Raw genomic sequence first — 18,916 nt, 5'->3', positions numbered from 1 at the left:
TAATTCAGGACGACTCCTTTAGAGTATAGAGTTACCTGAGTATAAGAGTCATAGGGCAACCTGAGCTGCCCTAGTAGAGTGGTAGAATTTAAGTGGTCGAAAAAAAATTAAACCAGTGAGGCGATCGCTTGATCGAGTTTCGCCAAACCTTGCTCAATTTCTTTTTCAGTTATCACTAAAGATGGCGTAAAGCGCACCACGTTAGCACCAGCGACTAACAGCAATAAGCCGTGTTGACCTGCCGCCACTAAAATATCGCGCGCTCGGCCTTTCCACTCATCATTAAGTTCGGCACCGATCAGTAAACCTTTACCACGAATATCCGCAAATAAACTGTACTTATCGTTTAATGCCGATAAACCTTGTTTTAGCCATTGCTCACGTTCAGCAACACCTTGTAGCACTGAGGGTTGACTAATATGATTGATTACCGCTTCAGCGACGGCACAAGCTAATGGATTGCCGCCATAAGTTGAGCCATGTACGCCAGGCTTCATATGTTGCGCTAATTCAGTGGTCGTGAGCATTGCGCCAATTGGAAAACCACCACCAAGCGATTTTGCGGTCGAGAGAATATCCGGCGTCACGCCAAGCTCTTGATAAGCATAGAAATGACCGGTTCGACCATTACCCGTTTGCACTTCATCAAAGATCAATAACGCATGGTGTTGATCACAAAGATCTCTCACCGCTTGTACAAACTCAGGATCCGGAGAAACTACCCCCCCCTCACCTTGTAGAGGTTCCATCATCACAGCACAAGTTTTATCCGATAAGTGAGCTTTTAATGCTTCAAGATCGTTATAAGGAATATGAGTAATACCGCCCGGCTTAGGGCCAAAGCCATCGGAATAGGCTGGCTGACCGCCAACGGTTACTGTGAAGAAGGTACGGCCATGAAAACCTTGAGTAAAAGCGATGATTTCACTTTTTTCTTCGCCATGAGTTTCTTTTGCCCAACGACGAGCCAGTTTTAATGCGGCTTCATTGGCTTCTGCGCCAGAGTTGGCAAAAAACACTTTTTCAGCAAAGCTAATTTCCGTCAGTTTCTTAGCTAGACGTAATGCAGGTTCATTGGTCATAACATTACTTAAATGCCAAATTTTATGTGCTTGTTCTGTCAAAGCTTCAATCATGACGGGATGACAATGACCAAGGCAACTCACCGCAATACCACCTGCGAAATCAATATATTCCTTACCTTGTTGATCCCAAATAACAGAACCTTGCCCGCGTACTGGAATCATTTCCATCGGGTTGTAACAAGGCACCATCACATCTTCAAACCAACTTCTTTGCACTTGCGTATCGACTGACATCCCTAATCCTCTTCGTTTATTCACCTACTACTAATCTAGCTAAGTAGATGAAACGCATCAATGACTTTTTATTTAATTATTATAAATATTTATTCAATAAGACATATTCCTGAACAATTAATCAGGCATATGCTTTAGAGGATAGTGGAATTCCAGAATAGGATAAAATCTAAATCACAAGGTTGTGGAACAATTAACGTTTTTGTAACTTTTAAGCAGGATTTATCGCTGAAGGAAATTAGATAAAATTTGATGACCGCCTTCGGTCTTAATCGATTCAGGGTGAAACTGCACCGCCTCTATCGGCAAGCTTTTATGCTGGTAACCCATGATTTCATCGAGCTCACCATTAGCCAATGTGGTCCATGCGGTCAATTCAAAGCACTTAGGTAAACTGGTCGTTTCAACCACTAAAGAGTGATAACGAGTGACGGTTAAAGGATTGGGTAAATCACGAAACACACTTTGCCCAGTATGAACAATCGGCGAAGTTTTACCATGCATCACTTGTCTTGCTCTTACCACCTCACCACCAAACGCTTGTGCGATCGCTTGATGGCCTAGACAAACGCCTAATATTGGCAGCTTACCCGAAAAATGTTGAATGGCTTGTAGAGAGATCCCCGCTTCATTGGGGGTACATGGCCCTGGAGAGATCACTAAGTGGCTCGGATTAAGCGCTTCAATACCGGCGATATCAATTTCATCGTTACGTATTACTTGTACCTTAGCCCCTAACTCACAAAAGTATTGGTAGAGGTTGTAGGTAAAGGAATCGTAATTATCAATAATCAGCAACATCTTGAGTTCTTAATACCGAGTAAAGGAAGTGTATTCTGCAATAGCGGCGAATAAAGGCAAGTATCTCACACCATAAAATTAAAATATTTCCTCCGACAAAATGATTTCGTTCATAAAAACGCCATCACTTTTATTCAAACACGTGTTTAACTCCACATTATTCTTATCTCGAAACCGCCAACTAGTGATAATTATGTTAATAATGCGTTATTACCTATACTAACCAAAATAATTAACTGGTCTAAATTAGCCCAAGGAAGGAGCGCCTCAATGAGCAATTGGCAATCTATTTTACAACATCAAAACCTTGTTCAATTCATCGAAAATACTTGCCTTACGATATCCGAAAAGCAAGCCTACCAATGCTTAGGAAAAAGCCACAGCTACGGAGAAATCGAACAGCTTTCTACTCAGTTTGCTCAGTGGCTACAACACAAAAGTGGCTTACAGGCTGGCGATCGAATTGCGATCCAATTGCCCAATTTAACTCAATACCCAATTGTTGCTTATGGTGCACTCAAAGCGGGTTTAATCATCGTCAACACTAACCCTCTATATACCCCAAGAGAAATGCATCATCAGTTTAATGATTCTGGCGCCAAGGCTTTAATTATTCTCGAAGACCTACTGCCAAAATATGAAGCGATCAAAGATAAAATTGGCATAGAGCAAGTGATTGTCACCAAAGCGCCCGACTTATTAAAAGTGACCGAATCAACACATCAATACTTCGACTTAATGTCGCTACTTGAGCAAGGAAAATCACTACCTGAACTAACACCGACTCAAGCTAAGCCGGATGATATTGCGGTACTACAATATACTGGTGGCACTACGGGAGTGGCTAAAGGTGCCAGCCTTACCCATGCCAATATCCTATCCAATGCTTCTCAAATTGCTCAACGACTGGAGCAACTACCTCAATTAGAAGCTGGCAGCTTTATTTGTCCGCTACCGCTTTACCATATTTATGCATTTACCGTTAATATGGTGTCTTTATTTGGCTTGGGGGTGACCAATACTTTAATTCCAAACCCAAGGGACATTGCCGGCTTTGTTGAGACCTTGAAATCAACGCCATTTATTGGCATGTCGGGCATTAACACCCTATTTGTTGGTTTATGCCAACATCCTGAATTTAAAGATTTAGATTTTTCACGCTTTAAACTGACCATATCTGGTGGTTCGGCGTTAAATAGCTCAACCTTTAATTTATGGAAAGACGTCACCGGTTGTACTATCACTGAAGGCTGGGGCCTATCTGAAACCTCACCGGTTCTCACATTAAATGAATTTGACCAACAACAACCAGGTTGTGTGGGTACGCCTATTAGTGACACCGATATACAGGTGTGGAATGAAGATAATCAACCTTTACCGCAAGGCGAAGTGGGTGAGTTAGTCATTAAAGGTCCACAAGTAATGAAAGGTTATTGGAACCGCCCTGAAGATACAGAAAAGAGCATTATTAATGGCTACTTTCTCACTGGAGATGTCGGGCTTATTCTGCCAAACGGCGCTATTCAAATTGTCGACCGAATGAAAGATATGATCATCGTCTCGGGCTTTAATGTTTATCCAAATGAGATTGAAGAAGTCTTATGCCAGCACCCGGAGATCATTGAAGCGGCAGTGGTGGGAGCTGAAGATGAAAAAACCGGGGAAAAAGTTGTCGCTCACCTAGTCACCACACCAGACAGTGAGCTTACAGAGAAAGATATTGAGGCTTATTGTCGCGAAAACTTAGCGGCCTATAAGATCCCGCGTAAGATGTTGTTCCTTGAGGAGCTACCAAAATCAACGGTTGGTAAAGTGCTGCGTCGCGAATTACGCACCGCATAATAAAAGCTAAAAACTAAAAACTAAAAACTAAAAACTAAAAGCCATAGAAACAAAAAACCGCTGAAAGTATCAACTTCAGCGGTTTTTATCTCTATACCTAATATCAGTATATCCAATATGGAATTTAGCCGCGAGGGACAAACCCTACCGCTTGGTAAGCTTTCGCTAGCGTCACTGCAGCTTTTGATGACGCTTTTTCAGCACCAATTTTCATCACTTGATCCATATAAGCGCGATCTTCACGAATACGTTTATATTCAGATTGAATCGGCTCCAGCATAGCCACAATCGCTTCACCCACATCTTTCTTAAATGGGCCGTACATTTCAACGCCGGCATATTGCGCTTCAATTTCTTGATAGGTTTTACCCGTTGCTGCCGAGTACAGCCCCATCAAGTTTGAAATGCCTGCTTTATTTTCCACATCATGCGCGATGCGTGGTGGCGTTTCAGCATCAGTTTGCGCTTTATTGATCTTTTTCAGAATCGACTTAGGATCTTCTAAAAGCGTAATAACGTTTTTACGGTTATCGTCCGATTTAGACATTTTCTTAGTCGCATCTTGCAAGCTCATTACGCGAGCATTGACTTGTGGAATGTATGGCTCTGGAATTTGGAAAATTGGATTTTCAGGGCTATACACATTATTAAAGCGAGTCGCGATATCACGGGCTAGCTCTAGATGCTGCTTCTGATCGTTACCAACAGGTACTTGGTGAGCACCATACAGTAAAATATCCGCTGCCATTAAGACTGGGTAAGCAAAAAGCCCAGCGTTAACATCATTGGCGTAACGCTGTGATTTATCTTTGAATTGAGTCATACGATTCAATTCGCCCATTTGGGTATAACAGTTAAGAAGCCAACCTAGTTGAGCATGTTCCGGTACATGTGACTGAACGAATAACGTGCTCTTCTTAGGATCAACACCAACCGCAAGACAAACTGCTAATGCATCTAATGTCGCTTCATACAGAGCTTTAGGATCTTGACGAACCGTAATTGCATGAAGATCAACAACGCAGTACTGGCAATCATAGTCATCTTGCATTTGTTGCCATTGACGTAGAGCACCCAAGTAGTTACCAATACTCAGTTCACCAGATGGTTGAACACCACTTAATACTATGGGTTTGCTCATGTTTCTTTTCCCTTACTGTCGCCCCTATTAATACTCATCATCGAATATTGGGCTGAAATTAAAAATAATGCCTGTCTCTTTGCATTCAAATTAAATGAAAGATAAACAGACATTTCAGTTTACTGATCTAGTTCGGTTTGACTAGCGTTTTATCAAGCTAATTGATCTAATATACCCAAGTAACGTCAAGATGCGAGTTTCAGCAAGAATAAAACAAGCTTTATGCCGCGTCAGATTGATTTGAAAGGTGGCCTGCATTCCTTCGCCAATCTTTCTTGCCTAAAGGTTTGGATGATAGCTCTGAATTCTGTATCTTGATGTCACTTGGGTATAATCACAATTATTGAGAAACACTTAGCACATCTAGCATCTCAGCAATATTATCCGCGACGTAGTCTGGTGCTGAGTCAGAAATTGGCTCACCGTGGTTGTAGCCATAAGTCAGTGCAAAACTATGACAACCAGCATTTTGCGCGGCTAATACGTCATTTTTTGAATCGCCGACCATCAACATTTGTTGTGCACTTACTTGATGCTTATCGAGCAACCAATTGAGCGCCATCGGATCAGGCTTTTTGTTGGGGAAGTCATCGCCACCAATCACATCAACAAACAGGTCGGCAATACCATGCTGCTGCAAAATATCTGGTACAAAAGCAGAAGGCTTATTGGTGACAATCGCCATTTTATAGCCAGCTTGGTGTAAAGCTTGCAATGTCGACGTTACATTAGAATATAAATGACTGAGTTGGTGACCACCTTGATGATAAAACTCGTCAAAGCGCACACGAGCTTGTTTCAGCAAATCTGCATCTAAAGATTGATCAACCTTAATATTTTGACTTAACGCACGACCAATCAGTATGTCTGCACCATTACCGACCCAATCTCGAACTTGCTCTTCGGTTACCGATGGAAAACCTAAGCTTTGTACGGCTTGATCGGCGGCAACTGCCAGGTCAGGTACGCTATCAAGTAACGTTCCATCTAAATCAAATGCGATTAATTGAATATCTTGTAACGTCATTACCGCTTCCATCTACAACCTACTTCCATTTACAACAAAAAAGAGGCTTGAGTCTATCTCAAACCTCTTTTTATATCGACCACTAGTTACCTAGGGACATTAGAGTTCTTTTACTTTCGCAAGTTCTTCGCGCATTTGGTCAATCACTTGTTTGTAGTCTGGTTGATTAAAAATAGCTGAGCCTGCCACAAACATATCCGCACCCGCTTCGGCGATTTCACGGATATTATCCACTTTCACACCACCATCAATTTCAAGACGGATATTACGGCCACTTGCATCAATACGCTTACGAACTTCACGTAGTTTATCTAAAGTAGACGGAATGAAAGATTGACCACCAAAGCCAGGATTTACTGACATCAATAAAATCATATCGACTTTATCCATGATGTAATCTAAGTGATGAAGCGGCGTTGCTGGGTTAAACACTACCCCCGCTTGACAACCGTGTTCTTTAATTAATTGCAAAGTACGGTCAACGTGTTCAGAGGCTTCAATGTGGAAAGTGATCATCGATGCGCCCGCTTTAGCAAATTCAGGCACAATGCTATCGACGGGTTTCACCATTAAGTGAACATCAATCGGAGCGGTAATCCCGTAGTCACGCAATGCTTTACAGATTGGCGCACCAAAAGTCAGGTTAGGCACATAGTGATTGTCCATCACATCAAAGTGAACAACATCCGCACCCGCGGCTAATACTCTTTCGACATCTTCGCCTAAACGAGCAAAATCGGCAGAGAGGATGGATGGTGCGATCAGAAAGTCTTTCATGGCTAACTCCGAGTATGGCCTAAATCAATGGGATGAAATTGGCGCAAGTTTACCCAAGCAAACGTTTATATACAAGAAATGGAAGAAGTGGCAGGTCACGATTTAATAGATAAGGGTTCTAAGTGGCTAGTCCCTAGTTTCGCTTCGTTGCTAGAAAAAGATAAAAGCCAAAGCAAAAAATCATCGTCTAACCTGAATGCCTCGAAACTCGAAACTCGAAACTCGAAACTCGAAACCAACTTACCTATTCGCTTCAAACAACGCCAACAACTCATCAACCTTGTTACGGCCTGCGCCATTGCGGCTGATGGTGCGCTTTACTTTCACTACGTTTAACTGAGCACCTTTATATAGGCGGCGAGTCAATGCGGTATCGTGATTGGAAATCAGCACGGGAATATCACGTTGCACGGCGGTGTGCTCGGCAATACTGGCTAATTCTGCTTGGTCGTCTAATGAAAAGCCATTGCCTGCGTAAGAAGTAAAGTTACTCGCTTGAGCTAATGGAGCATAAGGAGGATCGCAATACACTACACAACCTTTGCGCGCTCGGGCAAATGTCTGTGGGTAGCCTTCACAAACAAACGTTGCTTTCTTTGCTTTTTCAGCAAAATTCAGCATTTCATTTTCTGGGAAGTAAGGTTTTTTATAAGAACCAAAAGGCACATTAAAGCCACCTTTTTTGTTATAACGGCATAAACCATTAAAACCGAATCGATTCATATATAGGAAAGCAAGAGAGCGAAAAAAAGTATCTTGGCTCTGATTAAAGTCAGCGCGTACGCCTAGGTAGACTTCTTTGCAGTTATATTCAGGTGTAAAAAAACGCTGCGCTTCTTGAATAAATAAGTCAGGCTGCTGTTTTAATAAGTTATACAGATTAATTAAGTCTGGGTTGATATCGGCCAATAGGTATTGGTCATAGTCGGTATTCAAAAATACCGAACCCGCTCCGACGAAAGGTTCAACTAGCTTTCTACCTTCTGGTAGGTGACGTTGAATATCTTCAACTAAACCGTATTTACCGCCTGCCCATTTGAGGAAAGCTCGTTGCTTCTTCATTTATTTTACTACTCACCGACCACAAGTGTTTTCACCAACCCATCGAAATTGTTGATGGGCTGGGGAATGTAACATATTTCTGCGCTAGGGTCTGCGCTATTTCGCTCGTTCAATTTCTTGATGAACTTGCGCTATCGATTTAGGCCATGGCTGTTCTTTTTGAAGCGCTAATGGTAATTCTTGGGCCCCTTCTCGAGTTGCCTTGATGCTCGCAAAGTCTTGGTAAGTCACGATATACCAAGATTGTTGATTACGCACCGTACGATAAACTCGAACTTGACCATCCAAGTCATACATTTTGATAAAGTTAATCGCTTCATCTTGCTTGGTTACTGCCGCTAACTGCAATGTATAACGTTCAGCAGGTACGGCTAGTAACGCGTCATCGGCTAACGTAAGCTGATCGCCTTTCAATGAGCGGTTGGTCTTTTGAACCGATGAAGCTTGAGCGGATGTCACTTCATCATTAGACACTTTGGCATCTTTAGGTGAGTCTCCATCCAACAATGCATCGACAACCTTTGAAGGAACCACCACACGCTTTTGTTCAGAATCAGATTCATCGCCTACGGTTAACGTTTTATCCGTCACCGCCAGCGGTAGAGTATCGTCTTCCTGATCCTCAGATAATGTCGACTCAGCACCTGATATTGAAGTGGTCGCTGCACTAGTCTGGTTTGCAAGAGTACCGGTGTCATCTTGCTTGATTTCTGTTGACTCAATAACGTCAGTTTCAGTTTGCTGATCTTGCACTCGAGCCTGATAACTGGTCCACCAAGACCAACCACCTAGTGCCAATAAAATAATAATTAAGGCAATCAACGAGCGCTTCACCCAACATACCACTGGCTTTTTATGCGATTCAGATAATGCTAATAGGTTAGCAGGGTAATTAACTACAGACTGAGCAGCACTATGAATGGCTTGTTTTTTCTTATCAGAGTCAATGTGGGCGACTGGAATAACAAATTGATCGATAAAATCCGTCGCTTCGTTATCGGTTAACGGAGAGATCGCTATACGTTTAAATTCTGGTTTTGGATCGGTATATAATGATGACTCATCAATCTCGTTAGGTTTTGCAAACAAGATGACACTGATTTGCCATAATGGATTTTGTTGGGCAGCCAATACCAGCTGTGCCAATTCATCAAGTAGTTGTTCTGCCAACAAGTTTGCGTCATCAACAATAATCGTCGCCTTACACTCTTGGTCTTTACGAAATACTGATAAGCTCTCAAGTAAGGTTTCTTCGCCAGTGCAAAAACTGTCAGACAATAACTGACCGAGAAGTACGCTACGTTGTTGTTCCGCCGTTTGAGTCGGTAAACAGATTAAAAAGGATAATGTTTGAATTTTTTTATCAGTATTAAGAAAGCGCTGCGCGAGCCATGATTTACCAGAACCTTTCTCTCCTTCAACGCATATTACGTTGGAATCAAGGCGAGTAAACATTTGCAAGCCATCAAGAATGTCCGTTTGCGATTCCAATTGCACCATATGTGCACCATCATGAATCATGCTCATTACTAGCCTCTTAAATACGTCACAATAATGATGTTTTACAAAAAACACACCACTAAATAAAAATGTCAAAAAAACACAACAAATTAATGATTTATGAAAAATCTTACTGTGATTATTTAAGACTTTTCTTTTATTTTAACGGCAAGCTTCAATCGCTTGTCTAATTATTGCTTCATCGGTATTACCTAGCACTTCAGATGAGCCTATTCCCGTCGGCAAAATTAAACGTAACTGACCTGCCAAAACCTTCTTATCTCGCATCATATGTTTAATAAAATGCTCATAAGTCATGGTCTCTGGAGTGTGTATAGGAAGCTTTGATTCGACCAAAATATTTTGAATTCGTTCAACTTGATCTGAACTCATTAGCCCTCGAAGCAAAGCCGTATGGGCCGCCATCATGGTGCCAGCAGCAACTGCTTCACCGTGTAACCAGTTACCGTAGCCCATCTCAGCTTCAATCGCGTGGCCATAAGTATGACCGAGGTTAAGCAAAGCACGAACTCCGGATTCTTTTTCATCCGCGGCAACCACATCCGCTTTAATTTGACAGCAACGGGCAATGGCATAACACAAAGCTTGATTATCCAATGCGGCTAACCTCGCCATATTCTGCTCAAGCCAAGTAAAAAAGTCACCATCGATGATAATGCCGTATTTAATGACTTCGGCCATACCAGCGGCAAATTCACGTTCAGGTAAGGTATCCAAACAATCGGTATCAATAATCACTGATTTAGGCTGATAAAATGCCCCAATCATATTTTTACCGAGTGGATGATTAACTGCGGTTTTACCACCGACAGATGAATCAACCTGTGACAACAATGTGGTTGGAACTTGGATAAAGTCAACGCCTCGCTGATAACAAGCGGCAGCAAAACCGACTAAATCACCAATCACACCACCACCAAGCGCCACTAATACAACATCACGACTGTAGTTGCCTTCAAGCAGAAAACTCATAATGGTATTAAAGGTTTCCAAGGATTTATATTGCTCGCCATCTGGCAGAGTTAATAAATCGACTTGGCATTGCAGACTAGTCAATGTTTGAATTAAACGGTCAGCGTACAGAGGCGCCACCGTATCATTACTGATCACGACGACTTTTTGATTGGCTTTTAAATGTGAGAAAAGCGCTGAATTAGATAACAATCCAGCGCCAATAGAAATAGGATAGCTTCGCTCAGCAAGATCCACATTAATCCGTTCCATGGTTTGGGTCTCCTAAGCTATCGACTAATTTTCTTCTAGCATCTTAACAATAAGGTTTGCCACTACTTTGGCGCTTTGATCATCAGTGCGCACAGTATAATCGGCGATTTCTTCATATAGAGGATTTCGCTCAGCAGCCAGTGCTTCTAGTACTTCACGCGGATCACCCGTTTGTAATAAAGGGCGTTTTTTATCGCGATTAGTACGAGCCAATTGCTTTTCAATTGTCGTTTCAAGATAAACCACAATCCCTCGTGCAGATAAGTAATTGCGATTATCTTTGCTCTTAATTGAGCCACCGCCTGTTGCCAGTACGATACCTTGCTCTTGAGTTAAGTCATCGATGACAGCTTCTTCGCGAACGCGGAAACCTTCTTCACCTTCAACATCAAATACCCAACTGATATCTGCACCAGTTCTTTGTTCAATAACCGTATCAGAATCTAAGAACTCCATGTGCAGTTGTTGAGCTAGATGTCTACCAATTGTACTTTTGCCGGCACCCATTGGGCCAACAAGAAAAATATTGCGTTTTTCGGCCATGTTTAGCAGTAATTCAACGTTAATTTAATGAAATTGCCATCCGATATTCTATTATGACGTTTGCTTTATGCGTGCAAAGCCTCATCAGATATCATTGTGGCACCTAATTCCTCACAGATAATTCGTGATCAGACCCGAAATTATCTAAGTATGATGCCACTAATGCAACTTTAATTTTGCTTACAATGCATTTATCTTGATTCTTTAATGAACCCGATCGCTTGCAAAGCACCGACCTCACTACTGTAAGACTACTTTTGGTGTCACGAAAATCAATAACTCACTTTTGCCATGATTCTCATAACTACGACGGAATAGTGCTCCTAAGTATGGGATATCTCCCAATAGTGGCACTTTATCGACGCTGGTTTGCACTGAATGTTGGTAAATACCACCGAGTACTACCGTCTCACCATTATCAACTAATACCTGAGTACCAATACGCTGAGTATCAATTGCCACCGCTTCACCATCACCGGTTTTCACCACCGCCCCTGGTCTATCTTGCGTCACACTTAAATCGAGTACTAAACGATTATCCGGTGTAATTTGTGGTGTTACTTTTAAGCTTAATACCGCTTTTTTAAAGCTGACTGAAGTCGCGCCACTTGATGCCGCCTCTAAATAAGGAATTTCAGTACCTTGCTCAATATAAGCGGGTTGCTTGTTAGTGGTAATCAAACGAGGACTTGAAATGATTTCTGCTTTTGATTCAGCTTGTAGTGCGGATAACTCTAAGTCTAATAACGTATCAGAGCCTAATTTTGCAACCTGAAAAGCGATACTCGATGCATTAGAACTGGTCGCTGCCAAATTAACATTGAGGAAGTCTTCAATTCCAACTTTGTTATCGCCACCAGCTAAATCAATACCATCACGTCCATCAGCGATGCCTGCTTGTCCAATATTACTTTCTATCGAACCTCCAGTGGAAAATGAACCATTGGTTTCTGCAATGCCCCAACGAACCCCTAGGTCTTGCATGTTACCTTCATTGACTGTCACGATACGAGCTTCAATTTGCACTTGCTTAACCGGAATATCTAATGATTCAACAATGCCTTTAATGATATCGATATTATTTTGCAGATCGCGAATCAGTAATGAGTTTGTGCGCTCATCGACCGTGATATTACCGCGGCTCGATAACATGCTAAGTTCACCTTCACCACCAATTAACCCAGCGATATCCGAGGCTTTAGCAAAATTAACTTGGATTAGTTCTGAATTTAAATCTCCAAGTTCTTCTTCCATACGAGCTTGCTCTAAACGTTGTTTTTGCTGTGCATCTAACTCGGCTTTTGGAGCCACTAAAACAACGTTACCTTCCACCCTTTTATCTAAACCTTTCACTTGCAGGATGATATCCAGCACTTGCTGCCAAGGTACACCATCTAGGCGAAGCGTTAAGTTGCCAGTCACTGAATCAGAAACCACGAGATTAAAACCGTTATAATCAGCGATTAACTGCAATACGTTCCGCACTGGAATATCTTGAAAGTTAATCGAAATGACTTTGTTTTCTTTATCTAAGGCATTTTTTTGTTTAGCCGTTACCGACTTAGGTTTGGCTTTCACTTCTGTCACAGTAATTTCTAAACTCTTACCCTTCAAACGATAGTCATAGGTAAAGCCACCAGAAATTAAAGCTTGTAGACGAGTGTTCGGTTCTTCTCGAAATACCTCAACTGTTTTGACTGCCGTAGAGAAGTCTTTCACGTCGATCACATACAAATCATCATCACTGACTTGAGTATGAATTAAATCAATAGCTAAACCTTGAGGGTTTTTCTTAATATCTACTGCCGAGGCAGAAGAGCCTAACTTGACGACAATCACCCCTTCTTTCTCTTTATTTAAACGAAAGTCGAGGCTAACAAATTTATTACTTAACCCCTGCTCTGACTGTGTCGCTGAGCTAGAAGTCTTAGAAGAGGCTGTCGCAGCAACAGCGGTTGGTCCTGAAAGAAGTGTACAAGCAATGGTCGACATCAAAGTGAATTGGCGAGTCCAAGCTGTCAGCGTTAATCCTTTATACATAATTTAATACTCAATTATTATCTTCACATCGTTGTGATTACTTCAGCGCCAACTTAACGTTTCGCTGCTGCCAACACCCCAATCCATCTGGGAGTGTCTCTTTGATTAAAATAAATTTTGGGGTCACTTGAGCCACCTTGCCGTTATTCAATCCAACATATTCTCCAGGTTGAACCTTCACTAAAGTGCCTTTCGGCGTTTGTACTAAGCCAGAAATATCCCCTTTGCTTCCCATTACCCCTCTGAGGTGTAGTTGCTCTAACGGATACTGTTCAAGCAGACCCGTCTTACTGCGTAAGCCCGGTTGCCAACAGTCTTGTTTCGTCCGAGGCTGATTGGCCACCGCAATAGCAGGCAAACTAAAAGGCGCTCGTAAACTGGTGCCGCTATACTGCGTGGCTTTAAACGGGTTTTCCGGCTCCAATTGGGCGATTTCTTTGCGTGATTGATTTTCCACTTGAGAAATAAAGTTAGGAATCGAATCATTCGACTGCTGGCAACCGACTAATATCAATGCTGAAAGCATCATCAAACTTGGTTTCATCATTGATTATCCTCCGGCTTAAACTGGTAGGTATAAGCACGAACACGGAAGTGCAACGTACTACTTTCTTGACTCACGCGTTGCCACTCCACATTGTGCAAGCTGATAATACGTGGCAATTTAGCCACCGCTTCAGAGAACTGACCGATATCGTTATAAGCACCGGTAAGCTCAATATTAAGTGGCAGGCGATATAAGAACTCCTGCACTTGCTTTTCGCCCCAATCAACACGGGTAAAGCTCAAATCATTCTTAATACCAATATCGTTGACTGAAGACAGCATGCTCGCCAGCTCTTTTTGTACCGGTAACTGCTTTAATAAATATTGATAGCGGGTATTCAATTCATCGAGCTGCGCTTGTAGCTGCGGTAGTGCTGCCACTTTGGCCGCTTTAATTCGAATTGAGCTTTTTAACGTGACTTCTTGTTGACGAATCTGCTCAAGCTCATCTTGCTGTGGCGATAAATAAAACCAAGCGCCGACAACTTGCAGCACGATCACCAATGCGCCAATCGCTAATAACTGAGGAAGCAATGGCCATTCCGGCATATCTTCAAAATCAAGTTCTCGAAAATCGACCATTACTGACCTCCTTGTTTAGCAATAGTCTGCCCATCGTTCGCTTGTTCCGGTTGTTCTTCTTCAAAGCGAAATGACAATTTAAAACTTTGAAACTTTTTACCAAACAATACCTTGCCAGAAATAATGGAATGCATTTCCACATCAACGAGCCAGGTAGAGTTTTCGAAATTATCTAGCATAGTCGCCAGACGAGCGGTACTATCACTCACTCCTGCCATTTCCACTTCTCTACCACTCATTTTAATTTTGTCGACATAAACGCCTTCGGGAACTAACTCCGGCATAAGGTTCATAAAATCGGTGGTTTTATTACGCTCATTTTGCAGCGACTCAACCAACCTTAAACGCGTTAATATCGATTTATGTTTGGCTTCAATTTCTTTTAAGTTGACTAACTCTTTATCAAGTTTGCTGATATAAGTTTGCAGTTGTTGATTACGACTCTCTTGCTGATCTTTTAAATGATCGATATATAAGCTGGCAAACCATTGCAGCATCAATGCGGCCAAGATCCCTAAAACCACCATTCCATAGAAGCGTTGTTTATATTGCTGACGCTTTTCTTCACGCCATGGCAGCAGGTTAATATCATGCAACATGCTTTCCTCCTTGCCATTGAATACCGCGAATGGCTAACCCTGCCGCGACACTAAATGTGCATGCTTCTGATTCACTTTTATTTTTTACTTTGCCTTGCAGTAACTTTAATGGATCAAGTACTTCAACTGGGAGGTCGAGCTTTTCTGATAAATATTCATCGATTGCCGCTAAAGTTGCACCACCACCGGTTAACCAGATCCCTTCTATTTTTTGCTGCTGATTAACTGAACCGTACATACTAAGTTGACGAGTTAAACGCTCCGCTAATTCAGCAATAAATTCATCTTGCTGATTCAGCTCAACGCTTGGTGAATCACTATCGAGGCTTAATGCCGGAGAAGGCTTGATGTTTTGCGTACCAAAAGGAATGTCTTTGTAATAAGCCGGGCGACTATTCGGCTCAATACACAGTGAAGTTTGGCTATGGCCAATATCAACTAACAGCCAACTTTGCTTAGCGGGATCCACTTGAGTCGCCAACTGCCATACACGAAGCAGGCCATGAGCTTGAATATCCATCACAATAGGCTTGAAACCAGATTTTTTTACCGCATCCATGCGACTTTCTATCACCTCTTTGCGAGTGGCATAAACTTGATAGGTCGAAGTCGGTGCTCGTTTTAAAGTATCCGATTCCACTTTGACATAATCCAAACTTAAATCTTCTACCGGAAAGGGCGATTGCTGACCAAACACTTGGTAGATAGCAAATTCTTTTTCTCGTTCTTCTAGTTCACTATCAATATGCAGAACTTTACTGATTACCGCATTGTCTGGCACGGATAACACAACATTCCTGGCCATCATTGGCAGTTGTTTTTTTAACTCTTTTAATTTTTTGACAATCTCTTGATGATCAAAGGTATGGTTATCTGAAAAAATAGCCTCCGTTGCTGGCACTTCTTTGTAACTCACCAGTTCAAACAGTTCTCCAGCGGGTTTCATAACCACAGCTTTAATACTATGGTGACCAATATCGATGCCCGTGACGAAAGATTTACCCATATTGCTAGGCTCCAGCTAGAGGAATCGCTCCTCAACAAAGGTTGGATGAATAAATAAGCGCACTTAACCATTTAGTAAACCGATAGGCCGATTTACTAAAATTCAAATCACTGATGGAAAAACATCCCTTATTGAAATGACATCACTTATTAAAATAAAAAGTTAAGAACGCATTTTTTTAGCGATATGCTAATATGTGCACCTACTGTACAGGTGTTTATATCGACACATCCTTACTCAATCAGGGAATATCCGGTGAAGTTCATAAAGCCATTGCTCATTTTTTCATTTGTTTGCATGATTCTTGGAGTGACAACAATTTTTGGGTTCTATTACTACCTAAAACCTCAGCTCCCAGACGTTGCAACTTTGAAGAACGTACAACTGCAAACCCCAATGCAAGTCTATAGCCAAGATGGAAAGCTAATTGCTCAGTTTGGTGAAAAACGACGCATCCCTCTTAAGCTCGATGATATTCCGCTGCAAATGCAAGAAGCCTTCATCGCAACGGAAGATAGCCGCTATTACCAACACTATGGTATTGACCCAATTGGTATTGTGCGTGCCGCTGTCGTAGTGGCAATTTCAGGCTCAGCGAAACAAGGTGCGAGTACCATCACTCAGCAGCTTGCGCGTAACTTCTTCTTGTCGAATGACAAAAAGATCATGCGTAAAATCAAAGAAATTTTTATCGCGATTCACATTGAACAAATTCTTAATAAACAAGAAATTCTAGAGCTGTACCTCAACAAAATTTATTTGGGATATCGCTCTTATGGTGTAGGAGCAGCCTCTTTAAGTTATTTTGGGAAAGAGCCGAAAGATTTAACGCTAGGTGAGATGGCAATTATTGCGGGTTTACCAAAAGCACCATCGACCATGAACCCTATCTACTCGATTGATCGTGCGAAAACTCGTCGTCATGTTGTATTGCTTCGTATGCTAGAAGAGAAATACATCACTCAAGAAGAATTTGATGCTGCTGATGCAGAACCGATTGATGGCAAATATCACGGTGCTCATATTGAAGTAAATGCCCCTTATGTTGCTGAATTAGCACGTAGTTGGGCGGTAAAACGTTACGGTGAAGATGCTTATAGCTCAGGTATGCAGGTTTACACTACGGTGAAATCTAACTTACAAGAAGCCGCTAACCAAGCCGCGATTGGTAATCTACTTAACTATGACGAACGTCATGGCTACCGTGGCGCAGAAGCCGTGGCTTGGAAACCACAAGAAACGGCTTTCACTGTAGAACAAATGGACAAATATCTAAAAGATAAACCGACCTTTGGGTTAATTCATCCTGCTCTAGTAACAGGTATTTCTCAACGTTCTGCCACCGTGTATATCAAAAACCGCGGTGAACAAACCATTGAATGGGACGGTTTGAAATGGGCGCGTAAATACTATAACGATAAACGCCAAGGCCCAGCGCCATCTAAAGCGGCTGATATGCTAGAAATCGGTCAGCAAATCTGGGTTCGTCCAATGGGTGTTTTAGAAGAAAAACCTGCGGTTGAAGAAACGGAAAATGCTTTAGACCAACAAGCAAACGCCGAAGAAGAAACCGTTGATCCAATTGCCAACTCAACCTGGCAGTTAAGCCAAGTACCTATTGTGAATACTGCTTTTGTCGCATTGAACCCTGATGATGGCGCAGTTCTATCACTAGTTGGTGGTTTTAACTTTGTACACAGTAAATTTGATCGTGCCACTATGGCAGAGCGTCAAGTGGGCTCTAGTATTAAACCTTTCATCTACTCATCTGCCGTAGATAAAGGCTTAACCTTAGCAACCTTAATTAACGATGCACCAATTAACCAATGGGATAAGGGTCAAGGCACGGCATGGCGTCCCAAAAACTCACCACCGGTATATTTAGGTCCAACCATGTTACGCCGTGGCTTAGCTCAATCGAAAAACGTAATGGCAGTACGTACTCTACGCCGTGTTGGCCTAGATGGTGTACTAGACTATCTACCTCGCTTTGGTTTCGACCCGGAAAAACTACCGCATTCAGAAACTATTGCACTGGGCGCCGGTAGCTTAACACCAATCAAGATGGCACAGGGTATTGCGGTATTTGCCAACGGTGGTTACTACGTAGAGCCTTACTATATTGATCACGTTAACGGTCCATACGGTGATTTAGTTTTCCGCTCAAATCCAACCAAAGTGTGTGAAAGTAACTGTTCAAATGAGCCTATTGTGGTCGATGACCAAGGCACAGAAGAGCAACCTAAATACGCTGAAAAAGTCATTTCACCACAAACTGCGTTCCTCGTGCGTGAAATGATGTACAGCAATATTTGGGGTGGCGGCGTTTGGAGTAACGGCACTGGCTGGAATGGTACAGGCTGGCGTGGACAAGTATTAAAACGCCGTGATATCGGTGGTAAAACCGGTACCACCAACGACTCGGTAGATACTTGGTATAACGGTTACGGTCCGGGCATTGTTGCCAGTACTTGGGTAGGTTTTGATGGTGCGAACCGTCCGCTTGGTTATACCGCAGCGAACGCAAACTTTGATCGCAAAGAGCAATATAACGGTAGCGAATCCGGTGCAACAACAGCTCAACCAGCTTGGGTTGAGTTTATGAGAATTGCCCTGAAAGATGTACCTGAACAAGAAAAACAATTACCACCAGGAATCATTCGTGTACGTATTGACCGAGACAGTGGCTTGCTCACCGATAAAAATGATGATTCTTCAATGTGGGAATACTTTGAAGCAGGCACTCAACCAACCGAGTCAGTAGTAGAAGATCAAGGTACCGATCTCTATTCTGAAGATGAAGATGGCGATAGCTTATTCTAAGTCTTGCTTTAAATGATTCTAAATAACAAAGAGGCCATCGATATTCGATGGCCTCTTTTTCTA

Annotated in this window: 16 protein-coding genes; 2 read left to right on the top strand and 14 right to left on the bottom strand. The window is 42.2% G+C overall.

What is annotated here, in order from left to right; translation table 11 throughout:
• Positions 1-107: 107 nt before the first annotated feature.
• Together K358_RS0108750 and K358_RS0108745 are read right to left on the bottom strand one after the other, a co-directional pair.
• Positions 108-1,319 (bottom strand): aspartate aminotransferase family protein, encoded by a 1,212-nt coding sequence (locus tag K358_RS0108750; RefSeq protein WP_027696463.1) that lies wholly within the window; start codon positions 1,317-1,319, stop codon positions 108-110.
• 222 nt (positions 1,320-1,541) lie between these two features.
• A complete protein-coding gene (locus K358_RS0108745; protein WP_027696462.1) occupies positions 1,542-2,120 on the bottom strand; it encodes an aminodeoxychorismate/anthranilate synthase component II in 579 nt (192 codons plus the stop codon).
• A gap of 270 nt (positions 2,121-2,390) precedes the next feature.
• Between K358_RS0108745 and K358_RS0108740 the strand changes: the two genes are divergently transcribed.
• Complete coding sequence (locus K358_RS0108740) at positions 2,391-3,962, top strand: AMP-binding protein (RefSeq protein ID WP_027696461.1); 1,572 nt, start codon at positions 2,391-2,393, stop codon at positions 3,960-3,962.
• Between the two features lie 124 nt (positions 3,963-4,086).
• On the opposite strand, the gene trpS is transcribed toward K358_RS0108740, so the two are convergent.
• The 12 genes from trpS to pilM form a co-directional block, all read right to left on the bottom strand.
• Complete coding sequence (gene trpS, locus K358_RS0108735; protein ID WP_027696460.1) at positions 4,087-5,103, bottom strand: tryptophan--tRNA ligase; 1,017 nt, start codon at positions 5,101-5,103, stop codon at positions 4,087-4,089.
• A gap of 340 nt (positions 5,104-5,443) precedes the next feature.
• Entirely contained in the window at positions 5,444-6,130 is a 687-nt protein-coding gene (locus K358_RS0108730) for a phosphoglycolate phosphatase (RefSeq protein ID WP_027696459.1), read from the bottom strand.
• 99 nt (positions 6,131-6,229) lie between these two features.
• Positions 6,230-6,907: a ribulose-phosphate 3-epimerase gene (rpe, locus tag K358_RS0108725; protein ID WP_027696458.1), complete on the bottom strand. Its 678-nt coding sequence runs from the start codon at positions 6,905-6,907 to the stop codon at positions 6,230-6,232.
• A gap of 240 nt (positions 6,908-7,147) precedes the next feature.
• A complete protein-coding gene (locus K358_RS0108715; RefSeq protein ID WP_027696457.1) occupies positions 7,148-7,969 on the bottom strand; it encodes a Dam family site-specific DNA-(adenine-N6)-methyltransferase in 822 nt (273 codons plus the stop codon).
• Positions 7,970-8,065: 96 nt separating this feature from the next.
• Positions 8,066-9,496 (bottom strand): AAA family ATPase, encoded by a 1,431-nt coding sequence (locus K358_RS0108710; protein ID WP_027696456.1) that lies wholly within the window; start codon positions 9,494-9,496, stop codon positions 8,066-8,068.
• A gap of 135 nt (positions 9,497-9,631) precedes the next feature.
• A complete protein-coding gene (aroB, locus tag K358_RS0108705) occupies positions 9,632-10,714 on the bottom strand; it encodes a 3-dehydroquinate synthase (RefSeq protein ID WP_027696455.1) in 1,083 nt (360 codons plus the stop codon).
• Positions 10,715-10,738: 24 nt separating this feature from the next.
• Positions 10,739-11,257, bottom strand: coding sequence for a shikimate kinase AroK (aroK, locus tag K358_RS0108700; protein ID WP_027696454.1), 519 nt, complete (start codon positions 11,255-11,257; stop codon positions 10,739-10,741).
• A 240-nt stretch (positions 11,258-11,497) separates the two neighbouring features.
• On the bottom strand, positions 11,498-13,297 hold the full coding sequence (locus K358_RS0108695; protein ID WP_027696453.1) for a type IV pilus secretin PilQ: 1,800 nt from the start codon (positions 13,295-13,297) through the stop codon (positions 11,498-11,500).
• A gap of 37 nt (positions 13,298-13,334) precedes the next feature.
• Positions 13,335-13,844 (bottom strand): pilus assembly protein PilP, encoded by a 510-nt coding sequence (locus tag K358_RS0108690; RefSeq protein WP_156888706.1) that lies wholly within the window; start codon positions 13,842-13,844, stop codon positions 13,335-13,337.
• Complete coding sequence (locus K358_RS0108685; RefSeq protein WP_027696451.1) at positions 13,841-14,425, bottom strand: type IV pilus inner membrane component PilO; 585 nt, start codon at positions 14,423-14,425, stop codon at positions 13,841-13,843. Before K358_RS0108685 ends, K358_RS0108690 begins: the two co-directional genes overlap by 4 nt.
• Positions 14,425-15,024, bottom strand: a complete 600-nt coding sequence (locus K358_RS0108680; protein WP_027696450.1) for a PilN domain-containing protein — start codon at positions 15,022-15,024, stop codon at positions 14,425-14,427. Before K358_RS0108680 ends, K358_RS0108685 begins: the two co-directional genes overlap by 1 nt.
• Positions 15,014-16,030, bottom strand: coding sequence for a type IV pilus assembly protein PilM (gene pilM, locus K358_RS0108675; RefSeq protein WP_027696449.1), 1,017 nt, complete (start codon positions 16,028-16,030; stop codon positions 15,014-15,016). The genes K358_RS0108680 and pilM overlap by 11 nt, the downstream gene beginning before the upstream one ends.
• A 255-nt stretch (positions 16,031-16,285) precedes the next feature.
• Between pilM and K358_RS0108670 the strand changes: the two genes are divergently transcribed.
• On the top strand, positions 16,286-18,853 hold the full coding sequence (locus K358_RS0108670; RefSeq protein WP_027696448.1) for a penicillin-binding protein 1A: 2,568 nt from the start codon (positions 16,286-16,288) through the stop codon (positions 18,851-18,853).
• Positions 18,854-18,916 lie beyond the last annotated feature (63 nt).

Origin of the sequence: Vibrio litoralis DSM 17657 (assembly GCF_000426765.1) — a bacterium.
Lineage (GTDB): Bacteria > Pseudomonadota > Gammaproteobacteria > Enterobacterales > Vibrionaceae > Vibrio > Vibrio litoralis.
Note: the sequence above shows the minus strand (reverse complement) of the source record. Positions and strands in the feature narration are given on the sequence as shown.